Source organism: Streptosporangium sp. NPDC000095 (genome assembly GCF_042899335.1).
Lineage (GTDB): Bacteria > Actinomycetota > Actinomycetes > Streptosporangiales > Streptosporangiaceae > Streptosporangium.
The window spans coordinates 51,768-70,611 of sequence record NZ_JBIAZS010000007.1 but is presented as its reverse complement, the minus strand read 5'-3'; the positions used below and the strand labels follow the sequence as shown (position 1 = coordinate 70,611).

The 18,844-nt window shown below is 67.9% G+C and carries 17 protein-coding genes and 1 other RNA gene; 7 read left to right on the top strand and 11 right to left on the bottom strand.

The window, feature by feature from the left end; genetic code table 11:
- Positions 1–94 precede the first annotated feature (94 nt).
- Positions 95–1,399, top strand: a complete 1,305-nt coding sequence (locus ACFY3V_RS17570) for an IS630 family transposase (RefSeq protein WP_362900433.1) — start codon at positions 95–97, stop codon at positions 1,397–1,399.
- Between the two features lie 160 nt (positions 1,400–1,559).
- Positions 1,560–2,783, top strand: a complete 1,224-nt coding sequence (locus tag ACFY3V_RS17565; RefSeq protein ID WP_389774367.1) for an MFS transporter — start codon at positions 1,560–1,562, stop codon at positions 2,781–2,783.
- 233 nt (positions 2,784–3,016) lie between these two features.
- Here the strand turns inward: ACFY3V_RS17565 and ACFY3V_RS17560 are convergent, their stop codons facing one another.
- The 5 genes from ACFY3V_RS17560 to ACFY3V_RS17540 all read right to left on the bottom strand — a co-directional run bounded on the left by ACFY3V_RS17560 (position 3,017) and on the right by ACFY3V_RS17540 (position 8,751).
- On the bottom strand, positions 3,017–3,853 hold the full coding sequence (locus ACFY3V_RS17560; RefSeq protein WP_389774364.1) for a transposase domain-containing protein: 837 nt from the start codon (positions 3,851–3,853) through the stop codon (positions 3,017–3,019).
- A gap of 748 nt (positions 3,854–4,601) precedes the next feature.
- Positions 4,602–5,426: a carbohydrate ABC transporter permease gene (locus tag ACFY3V_RS17555; RefSeq protein ID WP_362900438.1), complete on the bottom strand. Its 825-nt coding sequence runs from the start codon at positions 5,424–5,426 to the stop codon at positions 4,602–4,604.
- The gene (locus ACFY3V_RS17550; protein WP_389774361.1) at positions 5,423–6,316 is read right to left on the bottom strand and encodes a carbohydrate ABC transporter permease; all 894 of its coding nucleotides are present in this window, start codon (positions 6,314–6,316) and stop codon (positions 5,423–5,425) included. The genes ACFY3V_RS17555 and ACFY3V_RS17550 overlap by 4 nt, the downstream gene beginning before the upstream one ends.
- A 74-nt stretch (positions 6,317–6,390) precedes the next feature.
- A complete protein-coding gene (locus ACFY3V_RS17545; protein WP_389774358.1) occupies positions 6,391–7,749 on the bottom strand; it encodes an ABC transporter substrate-binding protein in 1,359 nt (452 codons plus the stop codon).
- A 9-nt stretch (positions 7,750–7,758) separates the two neighbouring features.
- Complete coding sequence (locus ACFY3V_RS17540; protein ID WP_389774355.1) at positions 7,759–8,751, bottom strand: alpha/beta hydrolase; 993 nt, start codon at positions 8,749–8,751, stop codon at positions 7,759–7,761.
- Between the two features lie 125 nt (positions 8,752–8,876).
- Here ACFY3V_RS17540 and ACFY3V_RS17535 point away from each other — a divergent pair, with 125 nt between their 5' ends.
- Positions 8,877–9,512 (top strand): TetR/AcrR family transcriptional regulator, encoded by a 636-nt coding sequence (locus ACFY3V_RS17535; RefSeq protein ID WP_062353155.1) that lies wholly within the window; start codon positions 8,877–8,879, stop codon positions 9,510–9,512.
- Positions 9,513–9,896: 384 nt separating this feature from the next.
- Here the strand turns inward: ACFY3V_RS17535 and ACFY3V_RS17530 are convergent, their stop codons facing one another.
- Entirely contained in the window at positions 9,897–10,181 is a 285-nt protein-coding gene (locus tag ACFY3V_RS17530) for an Imm21 family immunity protein (protein WP_389774351.1), read from the bottom strand.
- Here ACFY3V_RS17530 and ACFY3V_RS17525 point away from each other — a divergent pair.
- Positions 10,106–10,462 carry a tyrosine-type recombinase/integrase gene (locus ACFY3V_RS17525; RefSeq protein ID WP_389774746.1) on the top strand — a complete coding sequence of 119 codons (357 nt, stop codon included), beginning with the start codon at positions 10,106–10,108 and terminating at the stop codon, positions 10,460–10,462. The two genes, ACFY3V_RS17530 and ACFY3V_RS17525, sit on opposite strands and share 76 nt — an antisense overlap.
- A 76-nt stretch (positions 10,463–10,538) precedes the next feature.
- Here ACFY3V_RS17525 and rnpB read toward each other — a convergent pair.
- The 4 genes from rnpB to ACFY3V_RS17505 form a co-directional block, all read right to left on the bottom strand.
- An RNA gene (rnpB, locus tag ACFY3V_RS17520) (RNase P RNA component class A) lies at positions 10,539–10,933 on the bottom strand.
- Between the two features lie 368 nt (positions 10,934–11,301).
- Positions 11,302–12,639, bottom strand: coding sequence for a bifunctional RNase H/acid phosphatase (locus tag ACFY3V_RS17515; protein WP_389774743.1), 1,338 nt, complete (start codon positions 12,637–12,639; stop codon positions 11,302–11,304).
- 5 nt (positions 12,640–12,644) lie between these two features.
- On the bottom strand, positions 12,645–13,385 hold the full coding sequence (locus ACFY3V_RS17510; protein WP_350949549.1) for a C4-type zinc ribbon domain-containing protein: 741 nt from the start codon (positions 13,383–13,385) through the stop codon (positions 12,645–12,647).
- Positions 13,382–14,218, bottom strand: a complete 837-nt coding sequence (locus ACFY3V_RS17505; protein WP_389774349.1) for a Nif3-like dinuclear metal center hexameric protein — start codon at positions 14,216–14,218, stop codon at positions 13,382–13,384. The genes ACFY3V_RS17510 and ACFY3V_RS17505 overlap by 4 nt, the downstream gene beginning before the upstream one ends.
- 170 nt (positions 14,219–14,388) lie before the next feature.
- Here ACFY3V_RS17505 and ACFY3V_RS17500 point away from each other — a divergent pair, with 170 nt between their 5' ends.
- The 3 genes from ACFY3V_RS17500 (at position 14,389) to ACFY3V_RS17490 (ending at position 17,894) form a co-directional block, all read left to right on the top strand.
- Complete coding sequence (locus tag ACFY3V_RS17500) at positions 14,389–15,828, top strand: NAD(P)/FAD-dependent oxidoreductase (RefSeq protein ID WP_362906629.1); 1,440 nt, start codon at positions 14,389–14,391, stop codon at positions 15,826–15,828.
- A gap of 233 nt (positions 15,829–16,061) precedes the next feature.
- Positions 16,062–17,093, top strand: coding sequence for a dipeptidase (locus ACFY3V_RS17495; protein WP_362906627.1), 1,032 nt, complete (start codon positions 16,062–16,064; stop codon positions 17,091–17,093).
- A 198-nt stretch (positions 17,094–17,291) separates the two neighbouring features.
- The gene (locus tag ACFY3V_RS17490; protein ID WP_350949553.1) at positions 17,292–17,894 is read left to right on the top strand and encodes a TetR/AcrR family transcriptional regulator; all 603 of its coding nucleotides are present in this window, start codon (positions 17,292–17,294) and stop codon (positions 17,892–17,894) included.
- Here ACFY3V_RS17490 and ACFY3V_RS17485 read toward each other — a convergent pair.
- On the bottom strand, positions 17,839–18,768 hold the full coding sequence (locus tag ACFY3V_RS17485) for a DMT family transporter (RefSeq protein ID WP_362906624.1): 930 nt from the start codon (positions 18,766–18,768) through the stop codon (positions 17,839–17,841). The genes ACFY3V_RS17490 and ACFY3V_RS17485 overlap by 56 nt on opposite strands.
- Between the last annotated feature and the right edge of the window lie 76 nt (positions 18,769–18,844).

The following is an 18,844-nucleotide window of genomic DNA, read 5'->3' as shown; positions in this document are numbered from 1 at the left end:
TGGTCCAGCAGGCCCGGAACCTAGTGTCCTGCGCCTGAAATTTGCCGCATAAGTTTGTATGCTGATGTGCGTGTCACACCCAGGGCCCTCCGCAGTGGAGATTCAGCTGACCGAGGCCGAGCGTGCTCGGCTGAGCGCCATGTCGGCGGAGTCGTCGAGATTGGCGATCCGGGCGAAGATCGTGCTGGCGTGCGCCGAGCCCGGGACGAGTAACGCGCAGGTGTCACGAGAGCTGAAAACAGCGCTGGCCACGGTGCGTAAGTGGCGTGCGGCGTTCGCCCGCGGCGGCCTGGACGCCTTGGCCGACGAGACGCGTTCCGGGCGGCCGAAGTCAGAGCTGACAGTGACCGACACCGAGCGGGTGACGCTGCGGCGGTGGGCGCAGCGCAGTAAGTCCTCGCAGGTCCTGGCGATGCGCTCGAAGATCGTGCTGGCGTGCGCGGACGGCAAGGACAACAAACAGATCGCCGCCGAGCTGCGGGTGCATCCGGACACGGTGTCCAAATGGCGCACCCGGTTCCTGCGCCTGAGACTGGACGGCCTTATCGACGAGGCACGGCCGGGCCGGCCCCCCTCGATCACCCTGGACCAGGTGGAGCAGGTCGTGGTGGCAACGCTGGAACAGACCCCCACCGGCGCCACGCACTGGTCGAGGACCTCGATGGCCCGGCGCAGCGGACTGTCCAGGTCGACGATCGGGCGGATCTGGCGCGACTTCGGGCTCAAACCCCACCGGGCCCAGACCTTCAAGCTGTCGAGCGATCCGTTGTTCGTGGAGAAGGTCGTTGATGTGGTCGGGCTGTATCACAATCCGCCCGAGCGCGCGGTGGTGTTGTGCGTGGATGAGAAGTCCCAGATCCAGGCCTTGGACCGCTCACAGCCGGTGCTGCCGATGATGCCGGGGATGCCCGAGCGCCGCACCCATGACTACGTACGCAACGGGATCACCAGCCTGTTCGCCGCGTTCAACATCGAAGACGGGACCGTCATCGGCGAGCTGTACCGCCAGCACCGCGCCGCCGAGTTCAAGAAGTTCCTCATCACGATCGACAAGACGGTCCCGGCAGGGTTGGACATCCATCTGATCTGCGACAACTACGGCACGCACAAGACTCCGGCAATCAAAGCGTGGCTGGCGCGTCACCCTCGATTCCACATGCACTTCACCCCGACCGGCTCCTCGTGGATCAACCAGGTCGAGCGCTGGTTCGGTTTCCTGACCGACCAGCTGATCAGGCGCGGAGCCCATAAGAGCGTGCAGGCCCTGGAAAAGGACATCCGCACCTGGATCGACCAGTGGAATGACAACCCGCGTCCGTTCGTATGGAAGAAGACCGCGGAAGAGATCCTCGAATCCCTCGCTAGATATTGCCGACAAATTTCAGGCGCAGGACACTAGTGACCCGTCTCTGAATGTTGGCGGGGTTATTTTGGGACAGGTGCTGCTCCCGATCGGAGGGGCCAGGGCAACGTTGTATGCAGGGCCACTCGCTCCGGGATCTGACGGTGAGGTCTCAAACCCGCCAGCCCATGGCCGTAATTGCTGCTGGACTGGGCGCGTGTCCACCACCTCTACCTCTACCGCCGCCTCTGCCGTGCCGACACGATCACCGCTGATCGGTTGGCTGGCTGTTATTTCAGTGATGTTGGGGATCTTCTCGATCGTTACCGCCGAGATCTTGCCGATCGGCCTGCTGACGTCCATCGGGTCCAGTTTCGACATCTCCAACGGTGCAGCGGGCCTGATGATGACGATTCCCGGCATTCTGGCCGCGATCGCCGCCCCGACGGTCACCGTCGCGACCGGGCGATTCGACCGGCGTTTGATGCTGTGCGCCTTGATGCTCCTTTTGGCCATCGCGAACTTCCTCGCGGCTGCCGCACCGGCCTACTGGGTCATGGTGATTTCCCGAGTTCTGGTCGGGCTGGTCATCGGTGGTTTCTGGTCGATCGGCGCCGGTATTGCCGTACGGCTGGTGCGAACGGAGCGGGTCGGTACGGCGACTGCGGTGATCTTCTCCGCCGTCCCGCTGGGATCCGTACTCGGTGTACCCGCGGGCACCCTCATTGGGCACCTCGCGGGCTGGCGGATGGCCTTCGTCGTCATGGGGGTGATGACGGTGGGGGTGTTTCTCGCGCTGATCGTGCTGGTGCCACCGCTGCCCGCCGTCCAGGTGACGCGGTTAACGGTCCTGGGCGACCTCTTCCGCAGTGCCGGTGCCCGTGTCGGGCTTGTTCTGACGTTTCTCATAGTGATGGCCCATTTCGGGACCTACACCTATGTGACTCCTTTCCTGCAGCAGGTCACCCAGGTAAGCCCTGGTCTGATCACCACGTTCCTGCTCGCGTACGGCATCGCCGGCATCATCGGCAATTTCATCGCGGGCGTGACGGTGACACATGGCCTGCGGGCCACGTTCGTCGTCAGCGGCTGCATGCTCGCCGGCGCAACCCTGCTGCTTCCGGTCCTTGGCAGGGGATATATCGGCGCGATCGTGCTGCTCATTGTGTGGGGGTTGGCCTACGGCGCCATCCCGGTCTGCTCGCAGACCTGGTTCTCCACCTCGGCCCCCCACGCGCCGGAGGCGGCCTCCATTCTCTTCACCTCATCCTTCCAGGCCACCATCGCCATCGGCGCTCTGCTCGGAGGTGTCGTGGTGGACGCGACTTCCCCATCGACCGTCATGGTGCTCGGTGGAGCGACCGCGATCCTCATGGTGCTGACGGTTACTGTCGGCCGAGCCGTACCCGAAGCGGCATCACCACGTTCAGCCGTGAAGTGATCGAGGGTGTCAACGACGTCCGAGTCCTCCCCAATCGGCATAATCACGCACGCAGACAGCAGCAGCATGACCGACGGGTCGACGCCTCACCGACGGTGTAGTGCATCGCGATCTGGGAAACGATCACTCTCGATCTGGTGGCCCGTCACGCAGCTTTGGCCAGATAACTGGTCCAGCTTCGGATGGGCGAACTGGCAGCGAAGTTCGTCGGCGCTCCCCCCAAGGCCGGGTAGTTAGGGTTTCTGGCCTGCCGGCAAGGGGCGGGGGGAAGCCGTGGTCGCGGTGTAGATGCCGTGGCCGATCTTGCGGATGAGGCCGCGTTCAGCCCAGCGAGACAGCTGCCGATACATCGTGTTCAGGGTGATGTCGCCGAGGTGGAGGGCGATGTCGCGGGGGTGCCAGAGCCGGTCGGGATGTTCGTGGATCAGTGTCAGGACGCGGTGGTGGCGGCGCTTGTTCGAGGTGGTGTGCCGGTCGTCGCGGGAGGCGGTGGGGAGTGTGTGCGGGGGATCGAGGAGGGTGATATCGAGGCTGGTGACGGCGCGGCTGCGATCGGGTCTGCCGTCGGGGAGGCGTTCTTTGTAGCGGGACATGGGTGACGTGACCTTGCGGGTGCTCACGCGCGGGCGGCGTGGTGGGAGCAGGGTGGTCAAGGTGGCGTGGCCGATGGCGCCGACCAGGTCCGTCCCGTCGGTGATCACACCGGTGGCCTGGAGGACTTGGTCGCGGGCGGTCTGGAAGGCGATGGTGAAGGAGCAGCGGTCGGGGTCGGTGCCGGGGCGGGACTCGGCCGCGTCCACCATCACCGTGCGCAGCAGTTGGTAGAGCGTGAGCAGGGCCCACATCTCCTGTTCCAGGCCGGGGCGGTCGCCGAACCTCGCACCTGGTGTTCGACGCCCGGCCAACGGCCCGGACACGACCTCGAACAATCGGCGCATCGACACGCTGCCGACCCGTGAGGGTAGGTCCCGCAGGCGGCGCTGCACGGTTCGGGTCTCGTCCAACACCGCGTCGACCGGCTCGAACGGCACCAGCGCGGTCAGCTCCCCGAGGTGCCCGAGCGCGAACACGCCCTCGGCTACCGTGACAAGACGGGTGACGGCAGACTGTGCGGACAGCGGAGTCTCCTCACGAAGAGCGATCTTGGTCGAAAGCCCTTCTACCGGAGCTCCGCTCCTTCGTTCATGCCCCGTTCACTCAGCGAGACGCCCTTGCGCCGCAGCTCCAGGCTCTAACTACCCGGCCTTGGGGGAGGGCCCCTCTTTTACACCGCATCTCGGACGCGACCCACGTCAACAAGTCGCGCGGCAGCAGCATTCGGCATACCGTCAGCGCACGCCAGAACGATCCGGGCCCGCTCGGCCGCTCTCCGGTCCCACGACCCCGCCCGACGCACCAACTCGGCACGCTCGTCCTCAGACAGCGAGATCACCACGGCAGAAGGCCCAGGATGCGACACCCGAAAATGGCAGCAACTTACCCTCTGGATTTGCGGCGCATCACACTAGTGCTTAACCTGGGCAACCGTGCAATTGAGGCTTCACCGCAGGTCGGAAGGGGAGAGGGCGGACGAGTCGGCCTGTAGGCCGGGTTCTGATCCGGCCTGCCCCTGACCGGCGGCTGGAGTCAACCCATAGCGCCTCCACCCAAGCCGGTGCGCTTCAACGGCCGGCAACCGCTCCGCCCACCCGACCCGGGGGTGGGGCGGATGCCCAGCGGCCCGAACTCGTCGAAGGCCGCGGCGGCTTGGCCTGTCGGGTCGTTGAAGCAGTCAGTCGACCAGATGCGATGGGACCTCCAGGTGCGAGACTCGGACGGTCACTTGACGGCTCCTTGCATCAGCGCCTTGACGAAGTTGCGCTGAAAGATCAAGAAGATCACCAGCGAAGGCAGGATGATCAGCAGGGATCCGGCGCAGAGCAGCACGATGTCGGTGCCGTACTGCCCCTGGAAGGCGCCCAGCCCGCCGGCCACGGTGCGCTTCGTCGGGTCGTCGACAAGGACTAGGGGCAGCAGATACTGGTTCCAGCTGGAGAGGAAGAAGAGCACGGATAGTGCGGACCACGCCGGGGTGGCCAGCGGCAGGTGGATGCGGCGGAACGTCTGCCAGGTGTTGGCGCCGTCGACTTTCGCGGCTTCGGCGAGCGCGGGCTCGGTGCCGAGGAAGTGTGCGCGCATCCAGAAGACGCCGAATGGCATGAGCAGTCCGATGAGCGGCAGGATGATCGCCAGCCGCGTCCCGAGCAATCCCATGCTGCGCAGGTCGTAGTACAACGGTGTGATCAGCGCCTCGAACGGCAGGGTGAGTCCGACGAGGAGAAGACCGTAGATCGCCTTACCGAAGGGCACGTTCAGCTGGGCGAGGGCGTAGCCCGCGGCGGTGGCCATCGCGACCGTGGCCGGTACGACGCCGAGCACGATGAGGGTGCTCGAGCGGAACAGCGCGACGAAGTTCGCCGCGCTCCACGCATCGACGAAGTTGTGCCAGTGCGGGTCGCTGGGCCAACTGAGGCCTTGCGGCGTGCTGCCCGGCGGTGCCAGTGCCGTGGTGAACATGCTCAGCAGCGGTACCACGGCGAACAGCATCAGCGCGAGAAGGATCCCGGTGCGCGTTACTCGATGGGCGAGGCCCGATGTGGTCATTTCTCCCTCCCGAGACGCTGGATCGGCCAGATGACCACCAGCACGATGACGGCCAGGAACACCGCGAGCGCCGAGGCCTGGCCGACGTGCTGCTGCAGGAACGTCAACCGGTAGATCTGCACGCCGGGCACCATCGTCTGGTAGCCGGGACCGCCTTGCGTCGCGACCTGGACGACGTCGAAGCTCGCCAGCGCGGCGATGATCGTGAACGTCGTGCACACGACGAGTTCGCGCCGCAACCCGGGCAGCGTCACGGCGAAGAACTCACTGACCCGCCCGGCCCCCTCGAGCCGGGCCGCCTCGTACAGCGCCGGGTCGATCTTGCCGATGCCCGCGAGCAGCAGCACCGTGCAGAAGCCGAGCATGACCCAGACCCCGATCACACCGACTGCGGGCAGGGCGAAAGTGAAGTCGCCGAGCCAGGCCCGCGTGTACTGATCGAGGCCGACCGCGCGCAGGACCTGATTGACCAGGCCGTCCGAGGAGTACATCCACGTCCACGCGATACCGGCCGCGACCAGCGGAAGCACCTGCGGGACGAACAGTACGACCCGGGCGGTGGTGCTGAACGCGCCGGGCTTCAGTTCGCGGATGAACGACGCGGCGACCAGACCGAGCCCGACCGGCAGGACCGTGTAGAACACGACGAGGACGAACGCGTGCACCACCGATTGCAGTAGCTCCGGCTGGGTGAAGATCGCTTTCCAGTTGTCCAGTCCGGCAGGCGTCGCCGGGCCGATGCCGTCCCAGTCGTAGAACGAGTACTGCACGGACTGGAGCATCGGGAACAGCACGAAAACGCCGTACATGCCGAACGCCGGCACAACCCAGAGCAGCGCGCTCCAACTCCGCCGCCGGCGTGCCGCAGGAACGCTCGACGGGTCGGTCACAGCCGCAGCCTGCCGCATCGCCTCCGGGGCCGGGACGGACGGCGCCGCATCACCCCTGGGTCGGCTCGCCGCGATCATCGCCCGAGATCGCGTTCGTAGTCGGACTGCACCTTGGCCGCGAACGCCTCGGGCGTCGTCTTGCCGGCCAGCAGCAGCTGCGTTTGCGGGACGAGGCTGTTGACGTGGATCGAAGCCGTCGCATCAGCCATGAAGCCGACCAGCCCGTTGCTCTTCAGCAACTCCTGGAACGCGTTGACGGTGGCGGCGACCGCCGACCCCTCGGGCGCGGTCGAAGCCGGCGCGTCGGTCGGTCCCGCCGGTACCAGCCCGCCGAGGGTGATCGTCTCCTGCCGCGCCTGCTGGTCCGTCTGCACGAAGTCCAGGAACGCCGCCGCCACGTCCGCGTTCTGTGACTTCGCCGGAATCCCCAGGTTGGCGGCGGCGGTCATCGCGTACGACGGCCCACCGGCGACGTCGGGCGGGAACAGGAAGAAGCCGAACTGACCGGGTGCGGTCTTGTCGAGGTTCGGAGCCTGCCAGTTGCCGCTCGGGAAGAACACGCCGTTGCCCTTGATGAACTCGGCCGGCGCCCGGGTCTGGTCGATGTCGTTCGCGTCGGCCGGCAGGTATCCCGCCTGTCCCCAGCGTTGCAATGTCGTGGCGCCCTTGACTGTCGCCGCGTTGTCAATGCTCGCGCCGGGCTTGGTGTAGTTCCAGTCCTGGACGGCTTGCGCGTCACCGGCGTAGGAGATCATCAGATTCTGCAGCGGATAGACGCTGCCGCCGTCCTTGCCGTTGGTCATGATCGGCTGGAGCCCGGCGTCCTTCGCCTTGGCGAGCAGCTGCTCGAACTCGGCGACGGTCGCCGGTGGCCGCGTCATCCCGATCCGCTGCGCGAGCGCCTTGTTGTAGTACACCCCGGTCAGGCCGAAACCGGCACCCGCGGCGTACAACGAGCCCGTCCCCCGCTGTGTGCCGTCCGGGCCGACACGGGTGGAGGCGAACTGCGACTGCGGCCACGCGTTCCACCCATAGGCCTCCACATACGGGTCGAGGCTGAGCAGCAGGTGGTCCTTGGTCAGGTTGCCGAGCTGCGGCACGCGGACGAGGTCGGGCACGTTGTCCCCGGCGAGAGTGCGCGCGATGGTCGTGGTCAAGGTGGCGTAGTCCTGGTTCTCGACCTTGACGGTCACGTTGCCGTGCTTGGCGTGGAACAGCTTGCCGAGTGCGGTGTAGAACGGGACGTCGACGCCGCTGGTGACGAGCAGCTTCAGGGTGACCGGTTCGCTTCCGATACTGGTGGAGACCGGCTTGGACGGTACCGGGCCGGCTTCGGAGGTGCCGCCGGGTGCGCAGGCGGCCAGCAGCAGGGCAGCCGCCGCGGCGACCCCGGTCGCCCGGAGGTTCCGGCGGTAATGGATCAGCGATCGCACGGGAAGTCCTTAAGGCTCGATGGTGCGGGTTGACTGGAACGCGCGGCGTACCGCGTCGCCTGCCTTGCCGGCGGCGTGGTGCGCGTCGGTCATCACGGCGAACATCTCGAAGAAGCCATGGATCTGCCCCGCGTACTCGATCAGCTCGACCGGCACGCTGGCCACCCGCAGACGCCGGGCATAGTCCTCGGCCTCGCCACGGAGGAAGTCGTGCTCGGCCGTGATGATCGTCGCGGGCGCGACACCGCGCACGGATTCAGCGTGCAGGGGGGATGCATACGACGCCGTGCGGTGTGCCGGGTCGGGAACGTACGTCGCCCAGATGTGCTGGAGCCGACGGTAGGTATTGGGGCCAAAACCCGGCTGGCCCGCGAAGGTCTCGTACCGCCGCCGGAACGCGACCTTGTAGTCGGTGTTCTCGAAGCTGTCGAGTACCGGGTAGACGAGGAGCTGGGCGGCCAGTCGAACACCTTCGTCACGTGCTTTGAGCGCGACAGCCGCGGCGAGGTTGCCGCCCGAACTGTCTCCACCGACAGCCACGCTGCCGAAGTTGCGGCGTGCCCATGCGACGGCTGTCCAGGTGTCGTCAAGGCCGGCTGGAAACGGGTGCTCGGGCGCGAGCCGGTAGTCGATGGACAGCACCCCGCACCCGGCCCGGTTCGCGAGTTCCCGGGCGACGCCCTCGGCGGTGTCGAGGTCTCCGTGAATCCAGCCGCCACCGTGTGCCCAGACCAGCACCTCCTGTTCCCCGCCCTTGGGCCGGTAGAGCCGGGCCGGTACGCCGTCCGCGTCGACCGACTCGACGGAGGCAACCGGCGCAGTCTCACCGGTCACGGCCAGCACCTTCGCACGTGCGTCCGCCCGCACGGCCGCGATGTCGGCGGCCCACGGGTCGGGCGATGATCCGGAGTTGTCCAGGAAGGCCTGAACCTGCTTGTGCGGCTGCGGCGGAGTGTCTCCCCCGCGGACGGCCGGGATTCCCCGCCGGGAAGCTGCACTCATTCGATCGCGCCTCTCGCCAAAGTTAAGACTGAGCACTCAGTCGGTTTCGCCGAGGTTACCGAGTGCTCAGTCGGTTTGTCTATGCTTGCCTATGACCCGCCCCGACCATCGTGAGGAGATCAACCGTGTCCCCTGCCCAGAAGCCCAAAACCTCAGCGAAGGGCCTCGAGACACGGGATCGCATCGTCGACGTCGCCGTACGATTCATCGCCCGCAACGGAGCGCGCGGCACGAGCCTCGCCGACATCGCGGCCGAGGCCGGCGTGTCACAGACCGGGCTGCTCTATCACTTCCGCAGCAAGGAGGCGCTGCTCAACGCCGTCATGGATCGGCACCTGGCCTTCTCCGAGCAGTGGCTGTGGGGCGAGGGACCCGACCCCGGCATCAAGATCGTCGACATCATCGCCAAGCACATGGCCAGCTGGCCCAGCCAGCACGACAGCAAGGTGGCCAGCCTGCTCGGCATGAACACCGTCGTCCTCGGCGAAAACGTCAGCCCCGACACCGAACTCCACCAACGGCTGGTCGATGGCTACCGAACAACGATCGACCGCGTGACGGCAACCCTGCGGTCCGCACAGGAGCGCGGCGAGATGCGGGAGGACATCGACCCGCAGCTCAAAGCAATGGAGATCATCGCTTTCTGCTCCGGCATCGAGGCCGCGTGGCTGGTGGACCCGAATATCCCGGTCGCCGCGGCAGCCGCCCAATGGGCCGCACAGCAGACCAGGCAGTTAGCGACCGGGCCGGCGACGTCCTGACGACACGCCACCGGAAATCCGGCAATCATCGAATTGTTCACGGGGCCGCGCTGCCGGCGAGCGAGGCCCCTCTCTGTTCTCCCGGGCTGCGGCCAGTGCGGGTGCCATTAACGAACGTGTCACCAGCCCCAACCACGGATGATCACGACTGATTGTGTGCCTGTAATGGCAACTTCGCCGGGATAGATCACTTGACCTGGAACGCGCGCCCTTACCTGGGCCGGGGTCGTCTACGTCGCGTTCGTGGGCTGGTCGGCGGCGATGACCAGGCGGGCCAAACTCATCCTGGACGCCCTGGACATGGGTTGTGGCGGCGCGACCGTGCCGGGACGCCGGCCGGTCCGGGTCTGGTGCATCACTCCGACGCCGGCAGTCAGCTTAGGTTCAAGCCGTCGGCTGGAGGTGAACGAGAATCATCCAGTTGTCCTCGTCCTTCGTATAGGTGGCCCGGACCCTGTACCTCCCAGGATCGAGATCGATGACGAGCAGATCGTCGGGCTCCAACTCAGCGCCGGGGATCGCAGAGTCGAAGAGCACTACCGGCTCTCGTACCTCCCAGATCAAGTCCTCGTCATCATCCCAATCCGCTTCACCTGCCAGGGCTCGCCCATGCTCTGGCCGAGTACATCGACAGGCACAAACCCGAGGACGTGCTCTTCCGAACGACACGCGGGAATCTGATCCGTCGCGACTACTTCAACGCCGAAGTTCTGAAGCCCGCGATCTTCTCGGCGGGAGTACCGGCGGACATGACGTTCCACGATCTTCGGCACACCTTCGCCAGTACGGCCCTCGCTGAGGGTGTGCCCATCTCCGAGGTGTCCCGGTGGCTCGGGCACGAGTCCATCACCACGACCGTGGACCTGTACGGGCATCTGGTCCCGGAGGCATCTGAGCGGGCGCGCACGGCGCTGGACAATGCCTTCGCCTCGGCCCTCGGGTCCGCGTAATGTGCCCCCGATGTGCCCCCTCAAGGATTCGATCTTCCTGAATGAGGGTTCCGCCGCAGGTCAGGGGCGGGAAAGGCGGACGAGTCGGCCTGTAGGCCGGGTTTTGTCCTTCACGTGTGTGAAGGGGCGACCATCCATCTAGGACCGACGTTGCCGTCGGCCTCAAGCGGTCTACCCGCGCGACTCGGGCGAGCAGCCCTCAGGCGTCGCGCGCGGGACGCTCCGGAGAGCGCCCCTTCTTGACCTTGCTCCAGGTGGGGTTTACCGAGCCGCCCACGTCACCGTGGGCGCTGGTGGTCTCTTACACCACCGTTTCACCCTTACCCCGTCCTGCGACGAGGCGGTCTGTTCTCTGTGGCACTTTCCCGCGGGTCACCCCGGGTCGGCGTTACCGACCACCCTGCTCTGTGGAGCCCGGACCTTCCTCGGCGGGTCTCGCAAGAGACCCGACGCGGCCGCCCGGCCGGCTCGTCCGCCGTGATCCAAGCCTAACGGCTCCCAAGTGGACTCCAACCGAGCGGCAAGTCGCGTGCGCTGGAATACGGATCAAGCGAGACGTGACGGACGAGCAGCGGGGGAACCGATGAGAGCACCGACAACCGGCGAGGCGGCCGGTTTCGCACGCCGTGAGGATTTCGGCCGCCGCGGAGGGCGGGTGTTTCACCGTCTCCGCGGCCGAGGTCTGTCATGGACGTGAGAGACCGTCCGCGCGGGGATCTCAGCACCCCCGCGGCCTTTCTGCCGCAGGGCTCCACCACCCCTGCGGCCTTTCGTGGACGCGAGACCGCCGAAGCGGGGGGCTCATCGCCTTCACGGTCTGTCGAGGTGAGACCAGCGGTTCAGTGGAGGTGCGAGGTGTCGTTGAACGTCTTCACCACCGCCGGGCCGTCGGCGTAATACTCGATCAGGGACAGGGCTGACAGGTCGAGATGCATGCGGTACAGCGCGCCGAGGGGAGCGAGCAGCGCGGACTGCAGCAGCATCTTGATCGGCGTGACATGGGAGACGGCGAGGACCGTCCTTCCCTCGTAGCGCTCTATCAGCAGGTCCCCGATCGCCTGGACCCGCCGCGCCGCCACCCCGAAACTCTCCCCACCCGGCGGCGCGGCGGACGGGTCCGCCAGCCACGCGGCGAGTTCGTCGGGCCAGCGGCGCTGGATCTCGGTGAACGTGTAGCCTTCCCAGGCTCCGAAGTCGGCCTCCCGCAGCCCCTCCTCGACGACGACCTCAAGTCCCGTCCTCGCCGCGACGATCTCCGCGGTGGCGCGGGCGCGCTTGAGCGGCGAACTGACGATCACCTGGATGTCGTACGGCTTCCCGGCCAGCTTGACCGCGGCGGCCTCGGCCTGGGCGACGCCGTTGGGCGTGAGTTCGGGGTCTCCGAGCCCGGAGAACCTCCGTTCGATGGAGAGCGGCGTCTCACCGTGCCGGAGAAGATACAGCGAGGTCGCGGTGGAGGTGGGTGGACGCCAGCCAGTGCTCGAACCGGAGGGAGCGATCGTCGGAGTCGCCTGGGCCGTACCCTCGGCAGGCTCTCCCGTCCGGCCCGCCCGTGCCGATGTCTCCGGCGCCTGCGCCGGCCGGTCCCGCGTGCCGGAGATTCTGCCACCGGATGCCTCCGGGGCGGAGGCCCGGCCTCCGGGACCCCCCGCGCCGGAGACTCCCCTCCCGCCGGGCGCTTCACCGACAGCGGACCGGCTCCCAGGCGCTCCCGCGCCGGAAGAGCCGGACGAGGCCGAGGAGTCAGAGAGGCGCCAGGGGCGCCCCTTGGCCGCGGCGTCCATCGCCTCGTTGGCGAGGCGGTCGGCGTCCTTGTTCTTCTCGCGAGGGATCCAGCGCCAGGTCACCCTGAGACGTCTGGCGAGGGCCGCGGCCTCCAGGGCGAGAGGGCGCAGGCCCTCGTTCTTGATCTTCCACCGGCCGGCCATCTGCTCGATGACCAGCTTGGAGTCCATCCGGACCTCGACCTGCGCGCCGTCGCCGGCGAGGGCGAGGAGCGAGGTCAGGCCCGCGATGAGCCCGCGGTACTCGGCGACGTTGTTGGTCTGGGTGCCGATCGACTCGGCGGTCTCGACCAGCACCTGCCCGTCGGCGGCGTCCTTGACGACGGCACCGTAACCGGCCGGGCCCGGGTTGCCCCGCGAGCCGCCGTCCGCCTCGATGACGTACGAGGTCACAGGGCTCACAGACCGGACTCGGCGGTACGGACGAGGATCCGGCGGCACTCCTCGCAGCGGATGACCTCTTCGTGGGAGGCGGCCTTGATGCGGTTGATCTCGGCGATGGACAGGCTCGTACGGCAGCCGAGGCAGCGGGCTCCCTGGAGCATCGCGGCGCCCACCCCGAACTGCTCCCTGAGCTTCTCGTAGAGGGCGAGCAGGTCGGCCGGGATGTCGCCGGCGACCTCGGTGCGCTTGCCCTGGACCTCGTCCTTCTCCTTGTCGATCTCGGCGAAGGCGGCGTCCCTGCGGTCCTCGGCGGAGCCGCGGGTGCCGGCGAGTTCGTCGCGCTCGGCCACGAGCTTGGTGACCCGCTCGTCGGCCGCCTCGCGGCGCTCCATGATCTCCAGCACGACCTCCTCCAGATCGTCCTGCCTGCGCTTCAGGGAGACGATCTCGGACTGGAGGCTGGACAGGTCCTTGGGCGAGGTGACCTGGCCGGAGTCGAGGCGCTTCTGGTCGCGCTCGGCGCGGGTGCGGACCGAGTCGACGTCGGCCTCGGCCTTGCTCTGCTCGCGGGCGAGGTCGCCGGACTCGGTCTCGGCGGCGATCACCTGGGTCGCGATGCGGGCGATGCGCCCGGAGAGCTCGTCGATCTGGGCCAGCTCGGGAAGGGTGCGGCGGCGATGGGCCAGCCGGTCGAGGGCGGAGTCGAGTTCGGCCAGGTCAAGCAGACGCTTCTGGGCCGCAGGGGCTGCTTTCACGTGAAATCCTCGCACTTTGCTGTTGTGTTCCAGGCGTCCGTGACCGTCTCGGATACGCGCGTCTCAACAGTAATCCCCCTGGCGGCCGACGCGGACGCGAGATGGTGCGCCGCGTCGGCGAGCCAGGGCCATTCGGTGGCCCAGTGGGCCGCGTCGATCAGCGCGGGGCCGCCGGAGTTCTCCATGAACTCGCTGGCCGGGTGGTGGCGCAGGTCGGCGGTGAGGAAGACGTCCACCCCGGCGGCGCGGGCCGTCCCGAGCAGGGAGTCTCCGGATCCACCGCTGACCGCGATCCGCTGGACGGCACGGTCAGGATCTCCGGCGACCCGCAGGCCGCCCGCCGTGGCGGGGAGCCCGCGGGCGGCCTGCCTGGTGAACTCGGCGAGGGAGACGGGCTCGGGCAGCGAGCCGACGCGGCCCAGTCCGCGCCTCGGGTCGTCGGCGGCTGGGCTGAGGGGGACGAGCGGGCCGGTCAGGCCGACGGCGCGGGCGAGCGCGTCGGAGACTCCGGGGTCGGCGACGTCGGCGTTGGTGTGGGCGGTGAAGAGCCCGATGTCGTTCTTGATCAGAGTGTGGATCAGGCGGCCCTTGGAGGTGGTCGCCGCGACACTCGTGGTGCCGCGCAGGTAGAGCGGATGGTGGGTGACGACGAGGTCGGCGCCCCAGTCGAGGGCCTCCTCGGCGACGACGGCGACCGGGTCGACCGCGAACAGGATCTTGCGCACCTCGGCGGCGGGATCCCCGCAGACGAGCCCGACCGCGTCCCACGACTCGGCCCATCTCGGGTCGTAGCGGGACTCCAGCTCTGTGACGATGTCGGCAAGCGTAGGCACGTGCGCAGAATATCGGCCCTTTCCACCGTCAGGCCTCCTCCTGGAGCGCCAGGCTCCCGGTGGTCTGCCAACGGCCTCCTCGGGATTTCCCCAGTGATTGCCCCGGCGGCTTCCACGGCGTGGGGGCATCGCCTAGCGTCAGTGAACACTGACACCCGGAGGGCGTGCGCATGGGGCCTAATGTCGCGATCATCGGTGCCGGATTCGGCGGCCTGTGCATGGCCATCCAGTTGGAGAAGGCCGGCATCCGTTCGTACACGATCTTCGAGAAGGGGTCCGACGTCGGGGGGACCTGGCGCGACAACACCTATCCGGGGGCGGGCTGCGACACCCACTCGCATCTGTACTCCTTCTCCTTCGAGAGATACTCCAGCCGGACGCGTCGCTATGCCGGGCAGCCGGAGATCCTGGGTTACCTGCGGGGGTGTGCCGACAAGTACGGCCTGCGTTCCCGTATCCGGCTGAACACCGCGGTCGTCTCCGCCGCCTTCGACGAGTCGCTGGGCAAATGGCGGGTCCGTACGTCGGCCGGAGAAGAGTTGTTCGACGTGGTGGTGTCGGCGATAGGTCAGCTGAACCGGCCCCAATTGCCCGACATTCCGGGAATATCGACATTCAGTGGAGCGGCCTTCCACTCCGCGCGCTGGGACCACTCCGTCGACCTGGCGGGCAAACGAGTCGCCGTGATCGGGAACGGGTCGTCGGCGGCGCAACTCGTCCCGAAGGTGGCCGAGGTGGCCGGGCACCTGGACCTCTTCCAGCGAACCCCCAACTGGGTGATTCCCAAGCAGGGCACCGACTTCAGCCCGCGCGTGCGGACAGCCTTCCGCCTCGTGCCGTTCCTGCAGCGCGCCTACCGCGAGTGGGTCTACCGGTACGCGGAGCACATCCTCTACCCCGCCCTGGCCGGGGGCTGGAGCACGGACCTGGTGCGCAAGTACGCCCTCGGGCACCTGCACGAGCAGGTCTCCGACCCGGTGCTACGGGCCAAGCTGACCCCCTCCTACCCGCTCGGCTGCAAGCGGGTCGTCATCGACAGCGACTTCTATCCCGCGCTGACCCGCCCCGACGTGGACGTCGTCACCGACCGGATCACCCGGATCGTCCCCGGCGGCGTGGAGACCGTCACCGGAGTCCGCGAGGCCGACGCGATCGTCTACGCGACCGGCTTCGAGACCTCGGAGTTTCTGAGCACGATCGAGGTCACCGGACGCGGCGGGCGGCGACTGGCCGAGGAGTGGAAGGACGGCGCCGAGGCGTACCTGGGCATCGCCGTGCCGCACTTCCCCAACCTGTTCCTGCTGTACGGCCCCAACACCAACCTCGGTCACACCTCGATCGTCTTCATGCTCGAATGCCAGGTCCGGTACATCATGGGCTGCCTGCCGCAGCTGGCCTCGCGCGGGCCGATGGAGGTGAGGCCGGAGGCGATGGACACCTGGCGGCAGAACCTCGACCGGGACATGGAGGGCATGGTCTGGCAGGCGGGCTGCACGAGTTGGTACAAGAACGCCTCGGGCAGGGTCACCGGCAACTGGCCGGGCAGCGCGACCGCCTACCGCCGTCTCACCAGGACCCCGCGCCCCGAGGCCTTCCAGTTCGCACGCTGACCCACTCCGCGTACGCGGGTACGCGGGTACCCGCGTGCGCGGGTACCCGAAGTCACCCAGATCGTCGTCGCTCTCCCGGTCAACGCCCATTCCACGCACGCGAGTACGCGAAGAGTTCGCGGGCGCCCTCCTCGTCCAGCGGGACACCCACTCCGCGCAGGCGAGTACGCGAAGGCCCGGCGGGCCGATAGCGTCGTGGCGAACCAGAGCCGTCCGCGCAGAAGGGCCCGCCCGTGTCCGCCGACCTCCACCGCGACTCCGTGGTCGCCGATACCCACAACGATCTGCTGATGGCGGTCGCCGCTCGTCCGCCTCGCCGCTGGGCGTCGTTCTTCCGGGAGCGTTGGCTGCCGCAGTTGCGTGAGGGAGGGGTGAACCTCCAGGTGCTGCCGGTGTTCGTCGACGAGCAGTACCGTCCCGAGGGGGCGTTGCGCCAGACGTTGCGCATGATCGAGTGTGCGCACGTGCTGGCCGAGGGCAACGCCGAGTCCGTCCGGCTGTGCCTGGACGGTGCGCAGATCGACCAGGCCCTCGCCGAGGGCAAGATCGCTCTGGTCCTGGCGATGGAGAGCATGCCGGGCCTGGACGCCTCGGTCGAGCTGCTGCCCACCGTGCACCGGCTGGGTGTGCGGATCGCCTCGATCGCGCACTGGGGCCGCACCGCGCTGGCCGACGGCAGCGGCGAGGACGCCACCGGCGGCAGGCTCACCGGCGCCGGGATCCAGGCGCTGCGGGAGATGGAACGCCTCGGGGTGATCTTCGATATCTCCCACCTGAGTGCCTCGGGGGTGGAGCATGTGCTGGAGTTGGCGAGCAGGCCGGTGATGGCCACCCACTCCTCGGCCCGCGCGTTGCGCGAGCATCACCGTAATCTCACCGACGAGCAGATCCGGGCCGTCGCCGCGACCGGCGGGGTGGTGTGCGTGAACTTCGTGGCCGCCTTCTTGTCCGAGGATCCGGCCGAGTACACCGTGGATCGGCTGGTGGACCACCTCGCGCACGTCGCGGGTGTCGGCGGTATCGACCACGTCGGCCTGGGCCCCGATTTCGTGCGTGAGGTGCTGCAGGATGTGACTCCCCCGTGCTGTGAGATGGACTACGACGTCGATCCCTTCGCGGCCCTGCCGGGGCTGTCGGGGCCGAGTGGGCTGCCCCTGGTCACCGACGCCCTGCTCAAGCACGGCTTCGCCGACGAGGAGATCACGAAGATCATCGGCGGCAACGTACACCGCCTGTTCCGCGCCGAACTGGGCAGGCCCGCCTGAGCGAGCCCGGCCGGTGCCCGGGCGACGGGGCGCGGTGCGACGGAATCCCTCGTTGAGTCTCGGCTCCTCACCGTCCGTAGCGTTCCTACCCACGGGTAGGTGACAGCGCGTGGGGTGCCCGATTCGTCCTGTGCATACCTCTGTACCCCGGCCGCACCCCGGCCCGGACGGCGCTTCCTGACGCGCTAGTGTTCCCTTGTGGCAAGGGGATTTGGGCGATTACGTCGCGAAGATCTGCTCCGGACCGCCTGCGATGTGATCGCGGCCCGGGGCTTCGGTCACACGCGCACCGCCGACATCGCCCAGGCGGCCGGCGTCAGCCAGGCGCTGCTCTTCTACCATTTCGAGACCAAGGAGAAGCTCTTCGCCCAGGCCTTCTCCTACGCCGCCCAGCTCGACCTGGACGCGCTCACCAAGGTGGAGGAGTCCGGCGGCTCTCCCCTCGACCGGCTGCGGGCTCTGCTCAGGTTCTATCCGCCCAGCGGGAAATCCAAGTCGTGGGCCCTGTGGATCGACGCCTGGGCCGAGTCGATACGCAACACCGAGCTTGAGGAGACGTCCCGCAGGATCGACATGCGCTGGAAGGAGGCGCTCCGCGCGATCATCGACGACGGCGTCGCGGCGGAGGTCTTCACCTGTGCGGACCCCGAGGGCACGACCTGGCGGGTCATGTCTCTCATCGACGGCCTTTCCACGCAGGTGACGGTGCACCGGCGGGTGCTCTCGCGGGCGCGGATGACCGAGTTCATCCGGACGGCCACGGCGGCGGAACTGGGCCTCTCCCCCGCCGAGCTGAGTTGAACAGTCCCCCGGGCGACACGACCAGGAGCATGGCGAGGGCGATCAGCCCGCCGCCGAGGTAGACGCCCACGGTGAGCGGTTCCCCGTGCAGCGCCACGGCGAGGGCGGTCACCCAGAGCGGCTGGGTCGACAGGATCACCGCGGCGGACACCGGCGAGACGTGGACCTGGCCCCAGGATCGGGCCAGGAAACCCAGGGCGCAGGCCACGATCGACAGGTGGCCGAGGATCACCCAGTCGCCCGGCGTCGAGGGCAGGGTGAGACCGTCCGGCGTGGCGAGGGCACCCGTCATGGCGGCGATGGTGCCGAGCTGGATCACCGTGACCGCGTAGGCGTTCTGCCGCGCCTCGGCGGAGTTGCCGAGCAGCAGCGTATGGACCGCGTACAGGACCGCCGCCAACAGGGTGGCGACCAGCGCGGGCAGGGCGATGTCCCCCTCCGCCTCCCTCATCAGGGCGAACGCGGTCATCGCGGCCGTGGCCAGCGCCACCGAGGCCCAGACGCGGGCCGACGTCCTGGCTCCGAGCAGGAACAGTCCGAGAACAGGGGTGATCACCACGTACGAGCCGACCGTGAACCCCGAGACCGACGAGGGCAGATCGTGCAGTGAGACCGCCTGGGCCGTCTGGGCCACGCCGAACAGCAGGCCGAGCAGGATGCCGGTGAGCCAGGTGTTCTCCGAGAGCCCTCGAAGGCTTCTCGGGCGCAGCGCGAGCAGCACGAGGGTGGCGATGCCGTACCGCTCGGCGAGAAGGTCCGCCACCGGCACGCGGACGATGAGATCCTTCATCAGCGGGAAAGCCGACCCCCATGCGGCGCTGACGAAGATCAGAAGCACGATTCCCAGAACGGGCCGGGGGGTTACCACTGCCATATCCGAAGGGTCGCATCACCCTCGGCGACCAAATGGTCACCGAAAGGGTCGGGGGTGACACGGATACAACGCTGAG

Bases quoted from the DNA above. Each gene is read 5' to 3' on its own strand.
- ACFY3V_RS17540 (WP_389774355.1), bottom strand. From the start codon at position 8,751: ATGAGTGCAGCTTCCCGGCGGGGAATCCCGGCCGTCCGCGGGGGAGAC.
- ACFY3V_RS17485 (WP_362906624.1), bottom strand. From the start codon at position 18,768: ATGGCAGTGGTAACCCCCCGGCCCGTTCTGGGAATCGTGCTTCTGATC.
- ACFY3V_RS17500 (WP_362906629.1), top strand. From the start codon at position 14,389: ATGGGGCCTAATGTCGCGATCATCGGTGCCGGATTCGGCGGCCTGTGC.
- ACFY3V_RS17555 (WP_362900438.1), bottom strand. From the start codon at position 5,426: ATGACCACATCGGGCCTCGCCCATCGAGTAACGCGCACCGGGATCCTT.